This window comes from Pararhizobium sp. LjRoot255 (genome assembly GCF_964252905.1).
Lineage (GTDB): Bacteria > Pseudomonadota > Alphaproteobacteria > Rhizobiales > Rhizobiaceae > Pararhizobium.
In genome coordinates, this window is sequence record NZ_CAXUPQ020000002.1 from 1286131 (window position 1) to 1301983 (window position 15853).

Below are 15853 nucleotides of genomic sequence, written 5' to 3' on the forward strand. Positions count from 1 at the left end.
GCGATGCGTTGGTACGGCAAATTGGGCGTTAACTACCGCTAGGCCCGGCATTACGCACCTGAGATGGAAAAGCGCCGCCCTGCTGTCGCCGTTCCGGCTCGCTTTGGTGAAGATAGAGGGCGAAGATGTCCCAAGGCGGGGTGATGGAGAGTTGCCAGAGTATCCGGCCAACCTCGCCCCGATGATAACCTCCGTGCAGGGCAACATGAGTCAGCATTTCCTCTCTGGTCATATAACCCTTGTCGCCATCGGTGAAAGTGAAGGGAATGGTCTCCGCCAGATTTTCCGGCGAGACGCCGCGAAGGTAATCGAGATACCATTGATCGGTAGATGCTACGGCAGCACGCAGCTCACCCAACGTTGGCGTCTCCTGCGTATTGTCGGAGGCATAGCCATGTTGCGCGCCAATTAGATGCGCGCCGAAGATTCGGGCCACGACGTAATAATGATTGATCAGCCGCAAGGCGGTGTGCAGCTCGACCCTGTGCCGTTCCTGATCCAAAGTCCCCAATTTGTCGAATAGGTCAGTATTTGCCCAGGCGTGATAGCCATACAGTTTTTGGAGCAACATGCTCATGAGGGCGGCCCTTCCAAGTTTGGGGAATGTGAGTAAGCTACTCACATTCTGTACAAGGGGGCTCCGTTGTCTACTCGCATTTCAAAGCAGCAGTCGGGAATGCGCAAGGAGCCGCGGCAGGCCCGTTCCCGCGCGACGATCGAAACGATCCTTTGAAAAGCTTTCTCTGGTCGATGCGATCCGCCGCCGGCGCGGCGCGCATAAAGCATCGACGGGGCGGACGAAACCTGCGCGGCTCGTCGAAATTGACCTGCGGTGCATGCGTGCGAGAGACACAACCGAGCGTGCTAACTGGCCGCCGCCTGATTTGAGTTTGACAGCTGTCGATGAAGGCTTTCCCGGAACTCGTTCGTCTGGTTTTGAACCATGCGTGGGATCAGGAACAAATCGTTGATGACCCAGATCACGCCAGTGACGGAGAACAGCGCTCCGACTCGGAGCTGAGCCAGCCCAACGCCGAGAACCATCAACACAACCATGGCCAGGCCGGAGGCGGGATGTCCGATGTAGAACCGATGGGCACCAAAACCGCCAAGAAAAAGACACAGAATATATGCAACTCGGCTTGACTTCGCTTCGTTGGTGACGCGCTGCTCGATCAACATCTGTTTTGAGGTTGAAAGTTCCATAGTTGCTCCAAACATTAGAAATGTGCACGCATGCGACGTATGTATTTCATAATACACTCATAGCGTCAAGATTGGCCGCAACGCTGTGGTAAGTCTCTGAAGTGATTGTAATTTTTCGGATTCTGCTCGAAATCGAACATAGGCACTCACAACGAACAGGGTCTCTCGTTAATCCCATATGATCGCGCAACGTCGGCCCGCTAAATACAAGCCGGACAAGGCCGCGTTTTTGCAGTTCGGAAACAACCAAGTTTATGGGCGACGACCTCGTCACCGTCGATCCAGCCTTTCCCTTGTCGTGTGGACGTTAAGGCGACGCTACCTGCCATGATGTTGCGCCACGCGGATCGAAACTATCTTCCGAGATAGTCATCGGTAGAGACCACTTCGGCGTAGGCGAAGGCCAAAGCTGCCATGAAGGACGCATGCACGTCGACAGCGGGGACGAGCCGCCCGCCAAACTCCATGTCTTTGGTGGCGACCGCGTCCTGGATGACGCTTGGCGAGAATCCGAAATCCGAAGCGGCGCGCACCACAGCGTCGATGCACATGTGGCTCATGGCTCCGGCCACCACGACGTTTGTGATGCTCCGTTCTTCAAGAAGGTCCTTCAGGCCGGTATCGAGGAAAGCGTTGATGTTCGACTTTGTCAGAACAGGTTCGTCGCCTCCGGGCGAAACGAGGGCGTGGATCTCAGCACCCCACGTTGCAGGTACGAAGAAGGTCGCATCGGGCTCCGTTGCGTGATGGCGGATGTGTATGACACAAGCACCTTTGGAGCGAAAATCGTCGAGAACCCGACGTGCGTTGGTTGCGGCCGCCAGGGGAGCGACAAGTGGGAACGCGCCCCCTTCAAAGTAGTCGTTCTGAAAGTCGACCAATATCAATGCTTTCCGAGACATTTTTCCTCCTTTGGTCATGGCTGGTTTGCAAAATCTTGATGTGTATCGGTCGCCTTCTTCATAGCCCAAGCCGGTCTCGCATGCCGTACCACCAAGCGCCGAGGACGGTAAGAGGAACCCTTAGCGCCTTCCCGCCCGGAAACGGCAGACTGGGAAGCGACGCCCAGACATCGAAGCGTTCGGCCTGGCCGGCCGCCATTTCGCCCAGGATCTTGCCGAGCAGATGCGTCGTGGTGACACCATGGCCGCTGTCGCCATGCGAAAAGAACACGGTGTCGGAAATGCGTCCGACATGCGGAATGCGGGTCAGGGTGAGGGCAAAGTTTCCGCTCCAGGCAAATTCGATCCTCGCCTTTGCCAATGCCGGAAACGTCTTGAGCATGTTCGGTTGAATGATCGCGGTGAGGTTCTTGGGATCCTGGCCGCCATAGCCGATGCCGCCGCCATAGAGGAGGCGGTTGTCGGCGGTGCGGCGGTAATAGTCGAGCACATAATTGGCGTCCTCGACGCAATAGTCTGCCGGCAGCAGTCCTTCGATTAATTTGGGTTCCAGAGGCTCGGTGACCATGACCTGGCTGGACACCGGCATCATCCGGTCTGTTATTTTCGTAAACAACTTGCCGAGATAGGCATTGCCGCAGATCAGGACATGTTTCGCCCGCACCGTACCCTTCGACGTGGCAACGACCGGCTCGTTTCCAGTTCCGATCTTTTCGACGCGAGAATTTTCGAAGATGATGGCGCCTAGCGACTCCGCGGCCGCGGCCTCGCCGAGCACAAGATTGAGCGGATGAATATGGCCGCCGCACTTGTCGATCAAGCCGCCGACATAGCGATCGGTCTTTACATATTTGGACACGGCCGCATGCGAGACCATCTCCAGATGTTCATGCCCGTGTTTCTCCCACTTTGCCTTGACGGCTTCCAGGTCGCGGATCTGCTTTTGGGTGAATGCGGCGAAGAAGCCGCCATGCCGGAGATCGCAATCGATGGCGTATTTCTCGATCCTTCCGCGGATGATGTCGCCGCCTTCGAGCGACATCGCCCCGAGCGCGCGAGCTTTCTCCTGGCCATAGCGCCGCTCGATCGTTTCAAGATCGCGGCTGTAGCCGTTGACGATCTGGCCGCCATTGCGGCCGGAGGCACCAAAGCCGATGCGCTCGGCTTCGAGGACGATGACTTTGTAGCCGCGTTCCGACAGTTCGAGCGCGGCAGAAATACCGGTGAAGCCGGCGCCGACGATACAGACATCGGCCGCGATCTCTCCCTGCAGAGCCGGGCGGACCGATTTTTGATTGGCCGTCGCCGCATACCAGGACGCGGCGTGGCCCGGATTGGAGGCGAATTGTGCGTGAGTGGTCATGACTACACCGTCCTGATATAGGCGTCGTACTCGACATCTGTGACGCGGAGCGAGAACTCCGACAGTTCCTGTTGCTTGCAACTGGCGTAGAGCGAACGAAAGGCCGGCCCTAACGCGCTATAGGCGAAGCCGGACTTCGAAAAGCGCTGCAGGGCATAGTCCCAATTGGTCGGCAGCGGCTCATGATCGAGCGCATGGTCGTCCCCCGTGATCTCGCCTCCGGGCTTCACTTTCATGTTCATGCCCATCAGGGCTGCATCCAGGATAAGGGCCAAGACGAGATACGGATTGCTGTCGGCGCCGGCGACGCGGTGTTCGATCCGGGTTGCGGGCTTGCTGGTCGTGATCACGCGAACCGCCGCGGAACGGTTGTCATAGCCCCATGAAGCATACGTTGGTGCGTGTTCGCTCGGGCGCAGGCGTCGGTAGGAATTCGCATGCGGCGCGAATACGGCCATGCTGTCCCCCATGTTCTGCAATAGCCCGCCGACCGAATGGAGCAGCGTCTCCGCGGGCTGGTCGCCGCCGACGAAAATGTTGCGGCCCTTCTCGTCCAGGATCGAGAAGTGCACATGCATGCCGCTGCCCGCCTGGGTGCCATAGGGTTTCGCCATAAAAGTGGCGTCGAGATCGTGCTTGCGCGCGACGCCTTTGACGATGCGCTTGAGGAGCACGGCATAGTCCGCGGCCTTCAGGGCATCCGGTACGTGTTTCAAGTTGATCTCGTACTGACCGGGACCGTTCTCGCGCAGCGTCGTATCGGCCGGTACAGCCTGCGCGCGGCAGGTTGTCGAAATCTCATGGAACACATCCTCGAAATCCTGCAATTCCGCGATCGACAAGACCTGGGTTTGACCCGTATGCCAGCGGCCCTCGCGCGTATTGGGTGGGCGCACCGGATCGAGCGCCGAGCGCACCGGGTCGATGAGATAGAATTCGAGCTCGGTTGCGACGACCGGCGTGAGGCCCCGTTGCCGGTATCGTTCGAGAACGGTCACAAGCACCTGGCGTGGGTCTCCGTAAAAGCCGGTCCCGTCCGTGTTGCGCATGTATAGCAACACCTGAGCTGTTGGCCTTTTCAGCCAGCTGATACGCGCAAGTGACCCCGGAACTGGAAAACACATTCCATCCGGATCGCCCGTGCCTTCGGCGAGGCCTGCGGCATTAACGTCCCGGCCCCAGACATCCAGGGCGTAGACGGAACGGGGGATTGCCATGCCCTTCGTCAGTACTTCGACCGCGCGTTCCCGTGGGATCCATTTGCCGCGCGGCACGCCATTGACGTCGATCACGAAGGCCTCGAGCACTTCGATATCGGGATTGTTGCGAAAGAATTCTATGGCTTCGTGTTCATCAATCATGATCCACCAGATCGGTCCTCAAATCGCTGCATGAATTGCAGAAAACGCATGCGGGGTCCGCCCGGCTGTCGCGGGCGCCCACGTTCCGTTCATCGATTGGGCGGGGGCGGGTGGTCGCGGCGGCTCCAGGCCATCTCCGCGAAACGGGCGAAGTCAGGCGCCATAGCCGATAACGCCTTTTATCTCGAGAAAATCGTCCAGCCCGAACTCGGCATATTCGCGGCCATTGCCGGATTGTTTGAAGCCGCCGAAAGGCGCCTCAGTATCCCAGTCAGGATAGTTGACGTGGACGTTGCCGACGCGCAGGCGACGGGATAGGCGGCGGGCGCATTCGAGATCGCCGGACTGGATATAGGCGGCCAGCCCGTAGGGGGTGTCATTAGCAATCTCGACGGCGAAAGCCTGCGCCGTGGACGGATCGATCACATCCATCGTGCTTGTGGCAAGCGGTGCGACCCAATCGCCGCCAATGTAGAACTGCAGATGATTGTCCAAGGACATGGTTTTGACCGGAGGGTTGGAGTTGGAGTCTGGAAGGCTGGCAGGCATGGTCAGGCCTCGTAAGTGATGCGACCATCGCAGACGGTCATGATGGGGCGCAGCGTTGCGAGCTGGTCGAAAGGCACCGCTTCGATGTCGCCGCTCAGCACCACGACATCCGCAAGATAACCAGGCTTCAGCACGCCCTTCCGGTCTTCCATGAATTCGACCCAGGCGCTGGTCCGCGTGTAGGCTGCGAGCGTTTCCATGAGCGAAAGTCGCTGGTCGGGCAGACCCTCCTTCCAAATCTCGCGGGTCATCGCACACTGGATGCAGTACATCGGATCGAGCGGCGAAACCGGCCAGTCTGTCGCAAAGACGACTTTTACTCCCAGGTCGGCAAGCGTCCGCCAGGCAAAAGCGTGCGGCCAGCGCTGTTCGCCGATGCGGCTCAGATAGGGTTCGAGCGGGAGGCCGGCGGAACCGGGGGGATGGGTTGGCTGCATAGACGCTACGACGCCAAGTTCCGCGAAACGCCGAAAATCGGTCGGGAGTGCCGTCTCGATATGCTCCACCCGGTGACGGCTGTCGCGGTGGCCATTGGCTTCCGATGCGGCCTGATAACCATTCAGAACCATGTGCACCGCGCCGTCGCCGATGGCGTGGACAGCGATTTGCAGACCGAGGTGATCGGCTTCGGTGACAATCTTGTTGAAATGGTCCTGGGTGAAAAGCGGCTCGCCCCGCCAACCCGGCTCGTCGGCGTAGTCTTCCATATAGTACGCGGTTCCCGATTCCGCGACCCCGTCGGCAAACATCTTGACAAAATCCGACCGCAGCCGATCGCTATTGAAACGGTCGCGCCACGGCGCGGCCTTCTCCTCCAACTCGCTAAGCGGCATGAAGTTCTTCATATGGCACGGGACGCGTATCCTTGTCGGCAGGCCGCCTTGGCGTTCGATCTCCTCCAGCATTTCAAGTTGATAGAGATTACCGTCCATATTCTGGACCGAGGTGATGCCGAGCGAGGCGCAGTAGTCGAGGCCCACGCGAATGACGGCGATATCGGTTTGCCTTTCCTCCGGCGTGACGGAATGAGGATCGCCGCCGGTTACCACGCCGAGGCTTTCGCGCCCTCCCGTCTGACTCAGCCGCGCGACCGGGCTGATCGCGTTGGCTTCCTTCAATTCGCCGCTGGCAAGGCCGTCTAGTCCCATGACGATCTCGTTGCCTACGCCGACATCGCCGCCTCCCAGGATGCCGGCCGCTTTTAGTGCCGCCGTATTCGCCCAGGCCGTATGGTGATCGGGCGCATACATGAGGAACGGCCGGTCAGGGAGGATACGATCGAGATGATGGCGCGTCACCGGTTCGTTCCGGCCGAGGATCGAGTAGTCCGCTTGTTGGGCAACCAACAGCGCCAGGTCCGGCTTGCTCGCTGCATAATCTCGCACCGTGCGTGCAAATGCCTCGAAGCCCTGCACACCAAACAGTGAGAGTTCGGTCAGCCCGACCGAACCGCTAAAAATGTGCATGTGGGCTTCGTTGAACCCCGGAAGAACGGTTGCGCCGCGTGCATCGACCAGACGTGTCGATGCGCCTGCCAATTTCAGGATGTCGTCATTGCTGCCGACAGCAAGAATCCGGTTGTGCCGGAGCGCGAGCGCCTCGGCTCTCGGCTGGGCATCGTCCATGCTGAGAATTTTTGCACTGTGAATGATGAGATCGGCGGGTTCTTGCTTCATGTCGTCTTCCAGATTTTGTGGCGATCGGCCACCGCCCGCCGGCCTGGTGCCGGCAGGTGGGCGCTTTGGGCGTTGGGGCGAGTTACTTGCGGAGGTTCGTCCAGATCTTGTTGTACATCGTGACGACCTCGGACGAGCACGGCGCCACATATTCCGGCGTGGCACCGTCCGGGCGCTTGATCTCGGGCGCGTCGCTAAAATCCTGGGAGAGGTATTTTTCCGATCCGACGATGCCGTTGTTGTACTTGGCGAAGTCGGAAATCAGAGCGGCGTTTTCCGGATCCATGATGAAGTTCTGGAAGAGCTTCGCATTTTGGAGATTGGCAGCACCCTTGAGCACGACCACATTGTCCATGAAGCCCTCGATCCCTTCCTTGGGATAGGCAAAGACCAGAGAGTTACGCTGGGCACGTGCGCGAAACGCCGCGCCATTCCAAATCATCGCCGCATCGACGTCCTTGGCGGCGAGCAGCTGGAGCGAGTCGTAGGAAAAGGTGCGCCAGGAAGGTTTTGCTTTGTTCAGGAGCTCGTTGACGGCCTTCAGCTGCATCTTGTCCGAGGTGCAGCGCGGGAATCCCAGATAGCGTTCCGCCGCATGCATGATCGCCGTCATGTCGTCGAGCATGTTGATACGGCCTTTCAGTTCGGCCGGAGGATCGAAGAGGATGGAGTACGAATTGATGTCACCTTTGTAGACGGCGGTGTCGACAACGAAGGAGGTCAACCCAAGCTGCCAGGGCACGGAATAATGCCGGCCTTTGTCGAAATAGATGTCGACGATCGCCGGGTCCATGTTCTTGAAGTTTGCCATCGCGGCTGGCTCGGTCTTTTCGAGCATGCCCGTGTCAATCATGATCGCAACGGCGTAGTCGCTCGGCACGACGATATCGAAGGCGGAGCCTCCGGCGCGGACCTTTGACATCATCGTTTCGTTGGAATCGTAGAAGTCCAGGGTGATCTTGACGTTGTAGGCCTTCTCGAATTTTTCGATCAGTTTCGAGTTGGTGTATTCGCCCCAGTTGTAGATATGCAGCTCTCCTGCGGCCAAGGCCGAGTAGGCGGACAGGGCAAATGCTGCAATGGCAAGCCAGGAAGATTTCAGCATGTCACAAGTTCCCTTTTCTTCTGGAGGAGGTACGCGAACTTCACTGGCTCCGGCGCTTTGATATGCCGAAGGACAGGATAATGAAGATGAATGAGATCAGCAGCAGCAGCGTGCACATGGCGTTGATCTCCGGGGTCAAAGCCCGTCTGATGCGGGTGTAGATGTAGAGCGGAAGTGTCGTTTCCCCCGGTCCGGCGATCAGTTGCGTGATGGTGAAATCGTCGAAAGAAACGATGAAGGCGAGGGCGGCGCCGGAGGAAATACCCGGCACGAGCAGGGGCAGGGTCACATAGCGGAATGTCTGCCAGCGGGTGGCGTAGAGATCGGCGGCCGCGCTGTCGAGGGTCTCATCCATGCCTTCCAGTCGAGCCTTGATCGGCAGGTAGGCGAAGGGGATGCAGAAGGTCACATGGGCGATCAACAGTTTGCCGAGGCCGAGATTGATATCGACGAGCGCAGCGATGGCGGAAAAGAAGGCGAGGAGGGAAATGCCTGTCACGATCTCGGGAACCACCAGCGGTGTGGTGATCGCGACGAAGGTGGCCGTTTGGCCGCGCCAGGGTCTGCCGCGTGTCGTGCCCAGGGCGGCGGCCGTCGCCAGAGTGGTGGATATTACCATGGCGGCGAATGCCAGTCCGATAGAGAGAATGGCCGAGTCGTAGAACTCTCTATTTTGCAGCGCCGAGGCATACCAGTCGACGGTGAAGCCGCTCCAGCCGGCGCCGATATTGCTCGCGGCGTTGAATGAATAGGCCGCGATGATCATCAGTGGCAGGTAGAGGACGGCGATACAGACGCCAGCGATCAGGCCGAAACCGGGTTGCCGTTTGACGTCGGCCACGCCTTTGATGAAAGCCTTAGCCATGACTGATCTCCATCGCCTTGCGCGCCTGGAAGTAGAGCGCCAATAGAACGAAACCCATGAGGACGGTGGCAAAGGCCGAGCCCAGCGGCCAGTTCCGCGACGAGCCGAATTGCAGCGCAATAAGATCGCCGATCATCATATGACGGCCGCCGCCGAGCAGGAGCGGCGTCACATAGGCGCCGAATGTGGGGATGAATACGAGAACGCAGCCGGTAATGATTCCGGGCATGGCAAGCGGGATGATGATCCGGCACAAAACCTGGAAGCGCGAGGCATAGAGATCGAAGCCGGCTTCGGCGAGCCGGAAATCGATCTTCTCGAGCGCCGCATAGACCGGCAGGATCATGAAGGGCAGGAAGCTGTAGATCAGGCCGAGTATCACCGCAAAATCGGTGAAAATCATGCCGACCGGCCTGTCGACCAGACCCAATGACATCAGGATCATGTTGATCAGGCCTTCGTCGCGGATGATGAACATGATGGCGATGGTTCTGACGAGCAGATTCGACCAGAAGGGGATGGTGATCAGCAGCACCCATCTGTTGCGGGTATGCTGCGGCCGGGTCGCCATGTAGTAGGCAGTCGGAAACCCAATCAGCAGGCAGAGGAGGGTTGTGGCCGCACCGAACAACAGCGTGCGCGCAAAGATAACCAGGTAGTCCGGCGAGAAGGTGAGGGTGTCATCGAAGATGTCCCGCTGGAACAGCAACGAAACATAGGCATCGAACGAGAATTTTGGAACGACACCGCCATATTCCGATGGCTTCATGAGGGAATAAAGCAGCACCGTTAGAAGAGGCACAACGCCGAACACCAGGATGCAAAACAGGGCAGGCAGGGTAAGCCACCGTTTGTGGCTGATCTGAGCTTCCGCGATATCGGCATCGGCTGTCATGGCTTAATCCCTCAGTACTTGTGAGGCTCCGGCCGGGATTATGAGGCCGATTGCGGTATTCGGTTGCGGGATGCCATTGCCGTCCCTGCGGTTCTGCTGGCGGACAACGACTGGTGTTCCATCGGCAAGGTTGGCATGGATGTGCGTGTCGGTGCCAAAATAGACAACTGTCCTGACTGTCGCGGGGATCGAGCCTGCTGCGCCAGGTGCCGCGATTTCTATATGTTCGGGGCGAATGACGATGGTAACCGTGCCCTGGCGTGGGGCCGTTTCCGAAAGGCCGGCCGATACCTGCACACCATTCTTGAGCAGCACGGCTCCGGTGATGCCATCGACGGTTTTAAGTTCGGCCTGAAGAAAGTTGGTTTCGCCGATAAATCCCGCAACGAACCTGTCGGCCGGATGCTCGTAGATATCCCGGGAGCAGCCGACTTGCAGGATACGGCCGGCATGCATGACCGCAATGCGGTCTGACATGGTTAGCGCCTCTTCCTGGTCGTGGGTGACGAAGACGAAGGTGATGCCGGTTTCGGCTTGAAGACGCTTGAGTTCGATTTGCATCGATTGCCGCAGCTTGAGGTCAAGCGCGGAAAGTGGTTCGTCCAGCAATAGAACTTGTGGTCTGCGCGCCAAAGCACGGGCAAGCGCTACGCGTTGCTGCTGGCCGCCCGAAAGCCTGGTCACGAGCCTGTCACCGCGCCCTTCCAGCCGGACCAGGCGCAGCATTTCTTCGACGGTCATTGCGATTTCGGACTTCGGCCGACCCTGCATCTTCAGTCCGAAGCCGATGTTCTCGGCAACAGTCAAATGAGGAAACAGGGCATAGTTCTGAAAGACCGTGTTGATCGGCCGCTGATTGGGCGGGAGGCGCGAAATGTCCTTTGCGCCGAGTAGAATGCCGCCGGAGGTCGGCGTCTCGAATCCGGCCAGCAACCTGAGAAGGGTGGTCTTGCCGCATCCGGAGGGGCCGAGCAGCGTGAAGAATTCATTGGGCTGGATTTGCAGGGTGACACCATCGACAGCCCGGAACGTGTCGAAATCCTTGATGACGCCGAGCATGTTGACGGCACTTCCGGACGTGGCGCGCGATTGTACAGTCATCTGCTCCCCAGCTCAGTTCAAATTGCTGCGCGAAATCGGCATGCGGTCGGGAACTTCCTTGCGGGAAGGCCTTCGCTTGATCTCCAAGGTGCCGGATCGACGGACGCACGAGCACTCGCGCTGCAACGAGAAACCTCGTTGTGCGGTGGGGCGCCTATGCCAAACCTGAAATGCATGTGGCAGGTCGCAGAACGCCACCGCCAGACGTGCTGGCAGCCGTCAGCGCTCTACGCAGCCGTTCTTCTCAGGCGCGGAACCTCATCATCTGCTTGATTTCCATCGTTCCCATTCTTGTTTTTATGTTTGTCTATGCGCATACCGTATGCGATAAATAATTTGTGTCAATAAAATATTTTATTGAATAAAAGAAAGGCGTGAAATGAGGAAGAGGTCGGTTGAGGAGAATCCGCCGGGGCTGCGTTCGAGGCAGAAGAGTCAGCGTCGGGACGCGATCTTGACCGTCGCGAAACGGCTGTTTGAACAGAACGGCATCGAAAGCACGACGATGGCCGCCATTGCCGCGGAGGTCGGTGTTTCGACGCCGACAGTCTTCAATTATTTCGGCACCAGGGACGAACTGTTGCTCGCCATCATTCTTGACGGACACGTTCGGGCGGTTGAGAGCAACAGGCGCATTGCGAGACGAAGCGGCAAGGGGCTGGCGGTAGACCTGGCCGACCTGCTCACGCGTTTCACAAAATACTCGATGCAGATCTTCAACAAGCCGGTCTGGCGCTATGCCGACTCAGCAGCCATCCGCCAGCCGAAATCGGAGTTTGTTCAGCGTTATGTGCAAATCGACGCGGTGTTGAGGGACGAAATCGAAAGCGTCCTGAGGGATCAGCCGAGCGAGACGCGGAGGGGAGGCGCCTTCGATGCCGCGGCTCTTGCGGCCGTTATCTACAACCATTGGAATGCGCACTACATTGCGTTCATCAAGGATGACGACATGAGTCTGGACAGTCATTTCGAGGCGCTCCTGCCGCAAATTAGGGAGCTGCTAAGCTTGATCTTTGGCGAGAAGTAGCTCCAAGCTGAAATGTCCCGTCGTAAAACGAAACGAGTTCGCCGGTGAAGCTGGTGTCTCTGTCGGAGTGTGCATCATGCGATGTCCTGTCTGACATTCTTTAAGCCATTCCATCGCGTTTTACTTTATTAGTGTCTAATTATATTTTAATCTCTTCTCTCAGCTATTCTCATAGCAGTACGGATATTCATTGTCATGCAGCCGATATTTAACGCTTGGACCATTTAGATATAGGCATTTTCATTTTTCACTACTAAGATCTGCAAAATTTAGGGTTGTTCGACGTCAAATACTGATGAATGCCTGATGCGGCGCAGCGCGAGCGAAATCGTGATGCGAACCCGTGCTCACGCGACAGAACGGACGCTTGAGATGAGGATTCTGAACCATCGCTTCACGCGGATCGCGGTCGGCATTTTGCTCCTGGTGCTTGTGGCCGTCGCCCTGTTGCCGGGTTTGACGGGCTTCACCAGCTTGGATGGCACTGTCAATGCACGCCTTGCAGTCATAAACGCGCCGATCGACGGCGAGGTCGCGGGATCACCGCTGCGCATCGGGACGCCGGTGAGCGAGGGTGAGGCACTTGCGACCATTCGCAACGAACGCGTCAACCGGGCAATCCTTGCGTCGCTGCGCGCAGAACACCGCACCGCCGTCGAACGTGCGGCGGCGCTTGAGCAGGAGCGCGACGAGCTGTCCCGGCTGCGCAATCAGCTTGCCGAACGGCTCGAAGTTTTCCAGCGCGCGACCATTGCCAGCCTAGAGCGGGAATTGCAGATCCTGCGCACAAGAGGGTCGAAGTAGCACGCGCCCAGGATCTGGTGGCAAAAGTGGATCTCGACCGCAGGCAGGATTTGGAGTCGCGGGGCATTTTCACCCGCAAGATGGTGGAGTCGGCGCAGGCGGCCGGCGCCGCGACGGGCGGCGAGGTCGAGGTGAACAATCTGACGGTCGAATTGCTGCAGCACCGATTGGATGCCGTGCGCCAGGGCATATTCGTCGTCGGCGATGGTCAAAACGACGTGCCCTATTCCCGCCAGCGAGAGGACGAGGTGATCGTTCGCATCAATGACCTCAACACGCGGATCGCCGAGAACAGGACGCGGGCGAGCCAGAGCGAACAGCAAATGGCGGAGGAGGAGCGCCGCGTTCGCAGCCTCGAATCGGCGACGATTCTATCGCCGTTTGAGGGCGTCATCTGGAGCAGGAATATCGTTGGCGGCTCCAACGTCATCTTGAACAACGAGATGATGCGCGTGCTCGATTGCCGGGAGATGTTCGTCGATATTCTCGTTCCCGAGGTCGACTACGACGAGATCTATCCCGGCCGCGAGGCGGAGGTCCGGCTCTTCGGGCGCGCCGAGGTCTTCAAGGGTCAGGTGCAATCGGTAAAGGGCAGTTCCGCTCTCGTCGAGAAGGATCTGCTGGCCGCCAACGAGCCGGAAACCGACGAGCGCAATGCCCGGATCCGTATCCGGCTTGCCCCTTCGCCGCTCAACGCCGACTTCGCCAATTTCTGCCAAGTCGGTCGAACGGCCCAGGTGCGTATTTCCAAACGCGCCGTTCGGCTGTCGCAATGGATCGAAAGCCTATGGTTCAGTCTCTTCTAGCGCTGGCGCCGACCCTTGCCGTCATCGCCTTCTTTCTGATCGGGCCATTCAACTGGTCGCGCCGTCGAACCTGGACGCGGGCGGTCACCTGCGCCTTCGTTGCCATTGCGGCAGCGCGCTACATGCTCTGGCGCCTGACGGAAACGGTTCTTCCCTATCCCACTGACGGCGCCAACTTCTATTGGGTTTGGTTCATCTTCATCATCGAGCTTCTGGGCTTCTCAGAGGTCGTCCTCTTTCTCATCCTGATGAGCCGCTACGTCGACCGTAGCGCCGAGGCGGACCGGCTCGCGCAGGCGTTCTTTCAGCGCCAGCAGAGCGAACTGCCCACGGTCGACGTCTTCATCCCGACCTACAACGAACCGCTCGACGTGCTTGAGAGAACGATCGTCGGGACGCTGGCGCTCGACTATCCCAAAGACAAGCTGAGAATTTATGTGCTCGATGACGGCCGTCGCGACTGGCTCAAGGCCTACTGCGAACGACACGGCGCAATTCATGTGACCCGCAGCGACAACGCCCATGCCAAGGCCGGTAATATGAACAATGGCTTGCGCGTCAGTTCCGGCGATTTCGTCGCCATCTTCGACGCGGACTTCGTGCCTTACCGTCATTTCCTCAGGCGAACGTTGCCGTTCTTTTCGGACGGGACCATCGGCATCGTCCAGACGCCGCAGCACTTCTTTAACGTCGATCCGGTGCAATCCAATCTCGGCCTTGAGAACATATGGCCGGACGAGCAGCGCCTGTTCTTCGACGAGATTGCGCCGAGCCGCGATGGCTGGGACGTGAGCTTCTGCTGCGGCTCCTGCTCGATCGCCCGCCGCAAGGCGGTCGACGCGATCGGCGGCTTCCCGACCGAGTCGATCACGGAAGACCTGCTGACAACGCTTTCGATGCTCAACAAAGGCTACAAAACCCGCTACCTGAACGAGCGGCTGTCGATGGGTCTGGCTGCCGAAAACCTGACCGGCTATTTCGTCCAGCGTGAGCGTTGGTGCCAAGGGGGCATCCAGACGCTCTACCTGCATAACGGCCCGCTGCGAGGGCCAGGGCTCACCCTCTTCCAGCGGATCATGTTCCTGCCGATGTCCTGGCTGGTGCAATATCTGGTTCGCTTCATGGTGCTGGTCGTGCCGATCGCCTATTTCTGGTTCGGTGCGCTACCGCTCTATTTCACCGAGGTTGCCGATTATGTCTCCCACCAGGTGCCGCTGTTGGCCGCCTATTTCCTCTTGATGCTCTGGATCACGCCGACCCGTTATCTGCCGATAGTCTCCAGCGCCGTAGGTACTTTCGCGTCGTTCCGCATGTTGCCGACTGTGATCTCCAGCCTGGTACGGCCGTTCGGCAAGCCGTTCAAGGTGACGCCCAAGGGCAGCGGCAACGAGGAGGGCGTCTTCGACGCCTACACCTTTACCTGGATAGCATGCTTCATCGTCGTCACCGCCCTCGGCGTAGTCATCAACATCGTTCCGGAAACGGCGCGAATACAGGGCGCGTTTTCGCCGATCGCGGCGCTCTGGGCCGGGATCAACATCATGGTGCTCGTCATTGCTTCGCTGATCTGTTTCGAAAAGCCGCGGCGCCTCTTTCAAGCGTTCAAGCTCGACGAGTCCGCAAATGTCGATGGTTTCCCCGGCCGCCTTGTGAGCCTCTCGCTCGAAAAGGCGGTGGTCACGGTTCCAACGGAAACACGGTTTCAATCCACACGTGTGCGGCTGGCGATCGACGGCTTCGAGACGATTGAGGCGGAGTTCAGGCAGGCGACGCAGCGGCGCGGGGACATCAGCCGCTCAGGCGACATGCGGCGTTACTACCTCCATCTTCATTTCGACCTGCACGGGGCGGAGCGGGACAAGATGATCGTCAAGCTCTATACCGGGCGCTATTCGCAGGACATTCCCGATATCGACAAGGTCGCCGTCTCGGTGAACCTGTTGCTGCGTGCCTTTGGGCGCACGCGCACTGCATAGTTGTCTGCGATACAGGGGTCGGAACAAGACTGTTTCCTCCAGACACGAACGATGAACGTCATGCGGCCCGGAGGATTCTGCCGGGAAGCCGCAGGGGCATGAAGTCTCCGGGCATTTCCTGTTCGGTATCCCAGGAATAGATACCTGTTCCCTTCGGGTGGGCCTTCTGGAGGATGCCGAGAGAGCCGTTCATGAATCCGGAGCAGATCGGGTTGCC

At 58.7% G+C, this 15853-nt stretch carries 12 protein-coding genes and 2 pseudogenes; 3 read left to right on the plus strand and 11 right to left on the minus strand.

Going from position 1 to position 15853, the window contains the following annotated elements:
• Positions 1–28: 28 nt before the first annotated feature.
• The 11 genes and pseudogenes from ACSQ2W_RS25170 to ACSQ2W_RS25220 all read right to left on the minus strand — a co-directional run bounded on the left by ACSQ2W_RS25170 (position 29) and on the right by ACSQ2W_RS25220 (position 11023).
• On the minus strand, positions 29–577 hold the full coding sequence (locus ACSQ2W_RS25170; protein ID WP_436088833.1) for a DinB family protein: 549 nt from the start codon (positions 575–577) through the stop codon (positions 29–31).
• Between the two features lie 287 nt (positions 578–864).
• On the minus strand, positions 865–1206 hold the full coding sequence (locus ACSQ2W_RS25175) for a TM2 domain-containing protein (protein ID WP_436088834.1): 342 nt from the start codon (positions 1204–1206) through the stop codon (positions 865–867).
• Positions 1207–1559: 353 nt separating this feature from the next.
• Positions 1560–2177: a cysteine hydrolase family protein gene (locus ACSQ2W_RS25180; protein WP_436088835.1), complete on the minus strand. Its 618-nt coding sequence runs from the start codon at positions 2175–2177 to the stop codon at positions 1560–1562.
• Positions 2167–3471, minus strand: a complete 1305-nt coding sequence (locus tag ACSQ2W_RS25185) for an NAD(P)/FAD-dependent oxidoreductase (RefSeq protein WP_436088836.1) — start codon at positions 3469–3471, stop codon at positions 2167–2169. The genes ACSQ2W_RS25180 and ACSQ2W_RS25185 overlap by 11 nt, the downstream gene beginning before the upstream one ends.
• Positions 3472–3473: 2 nt before the next feature.
• Complete coding sequence (locus ACSQ2W_RS25190; protein WP_436088837.1) at positions 3474–4832, minus strand: glutamine synthetase family protein; 1359 nt, start codon at positions 4830–4832, stop codon at positions 3474–3476.
• Between the two features lie 153 nt (positions 4833–4985).
• A pseudogene (locus ACSQ2W_RS25195) lies at positions 4986–5228 on the minus strand (aldehyde dehydrogenase family protein); the annotation flags it as partial.
• Positions 5229–5383: 155 nt separating this feature from the next.
• Complete coding sequence (locus ACSQ2W_RS25200) at positions 5384–7057, minus strand: amidohydrolase (RefSeq protein ID WP_436088838.1); 1674 nt, start codon at positions 7055–7057, stop codon at positions 5384–5386.
• Between the two features lie 82 nt (positions 7058–7139).
• Entirely contained in the window at positions 7140–8162 is a 1023-nt protein-coding gene (locus tag ACSQ2W_RS25205) for an extracellular solute-binding protein (protein ID WP_436088839.1), read from the minus strand.
• A 40-nt stretch (positions 8163–8202) separates the two neighbouring features.
• Complete coding sequence (locus ACSQ2W_RS25210; protein ID WP_436088840.1) at positions 8203–9027, minus strand: ABC transporter permease; 825 nt, start codon at positions 9025–9027, stop codon at positions 8203–8205.
• Positions 9020–9922 (minus strand): ABC transporter permease, encoded by a 903-nt coding sequence (locus ACSQ2W_RS25215; RefSeq protein ID WP_436088841.1) that lies wholly within the window; start codon positions 9920–9922, stop codon positions 9020–9022. The genes ACSQ2W_RS25210 and ACSQ2W_RS25215 overlap by 8 nt, the downstream gene beginning before the upstream one ends.
• A 3-nt stretch (positions 9923–9925) precedes the next feature.
• Complete coding sequence (locus ACSQ2W_RS25220) at positions 9926–11023, minus strand: ABC transporter ATP-binding protein (RefSeq protein WP_436088842.1); 1098 nt, start codon at positions 11021–11023, stop codon at positions 9926–9928.
• Positions 11024–11477: 454 nt separating this feature from the next.
• Between ACSQ2W_RS25220 and ACSQ2W_RS25225 the strand changes: the two genes are divergently transcribed.
• The 3 genes and pseudogenes from ACSQ2W_RS25225 to ACSQ2W_RS25235 all read left to right on the plus strand — a co-directional run bounded on the left by ACSQ2W_RS25225 (position 11478) and on the right by ACSQ2W_RS25235 (position 15636).
• Positions 11478–12050 (plus strand): TetR/AcrR family transcriptional regulator, encoded by a 573-nt coding sequence (locus tag ACSQ2W_RS25225; RefSeq protein WP_436088843.1) that lies wholly within the window; start codon positions 11478–11480, stop codon positions 12048–12050.
• Positions 12051–12422: 372 nt separating this feature from the next.
• Positions 12423–13660: pseudogene (locus ACSQ2W_RS25230) on the plus strand (HlyD family secretion protein).
• Positions 13642–15636, plus strand: coding sequence for a glycosyltransferase (locus ACSQ2W_RS25235; protein WP_436088844.1), 1995 nt, complete (start codon positions 13642–13644; stop codon positions 15634–15636). Before ACSQ2W_RS25230 ends, ACSQ2W_RS25235 begins: the two are co-directional and overlap by 19 nt.
• Positions 15637–15853: the final 217 nt, after the last annotated feature.

Excerpts from the sequence above, each read along its gene's own strand:
- ACSQ2W_RS25170 (WP_436088833.1), bottom strand. The coding sequence starts at position 577 with ATGAGCATGTTGCTCCAAAAACTGTATGGCTATCACGCCTGGGCAAAT.
- ACSQ2W_RS25175 (WP_436088834.1), bottom strand. The coding sequence starts at position 1,206 with ATGGAACTTTCAACCTCAAAACAGATGTTGATCGAGCAGCGCGTCACC.
- ACSQ2W_RS25185 (WP_436088836.1), bottom strand. The coding sequence starts at position 3,471 with ATGACCACTCACGCACAATTCGCCTCCAATCCGGGCCACGCCGCGTCC.
- ACSQ2W_RS25190 (WP_436088837.1), bottom strand. The coding sequence starts at position 4,832 with ATGATTGATGAACACGAAGCCATAGAATTCTTTCGCAACAATCCCGAT.
- ACSQ2W_RS25200 (WP_436088838.1), bottom strand. The coding sequence starts at position 7,057 with ATGAAGCAAGAACCCGCCGATCTCATCATTCACAGTGCAAAAATTCTC.
- ACSQ2W_RS25205 (WP_436088839.1), bottom strand. The coding sequence starts at position 8,162 with ATGCTGAAATCTTCCTGGCTTGCCATTGCAGCATTTGCCCTGTCCGCC.
- ACSQ2W_RS25210 (WP_436088840.1), bottom strand. The coding sequence starts at position 9,027 with ATGGCTAAGGCTTTCATCAAAGGCGTGGCCGACGTCAAACGGCAACCC.
- ACSQ2W_RS25215 (WP_436088841.1), bottom strand. The coding sequence starts at position 9,922 with ATGACAGCCGATGCCGATATCGCGGAAGCTCAGATCAGCCACAAACGG.
- ACSQ2W_RS25220 (WP_436088842.1), bottom strand. The coding sequence starts at position 11,023 with ATGACTGTACAATCGCGCGCCACGTCCGGAAGTGCCGTCAACATGCTC.
- ACSQ2W_RS25235 (WP_436088844.1), top strand. The coding sequence starts at position 13,642 with ATGGTTCAGTCTCTTCTAGCGCTGGCGCCGACCCTTGCCGTCATCGCC.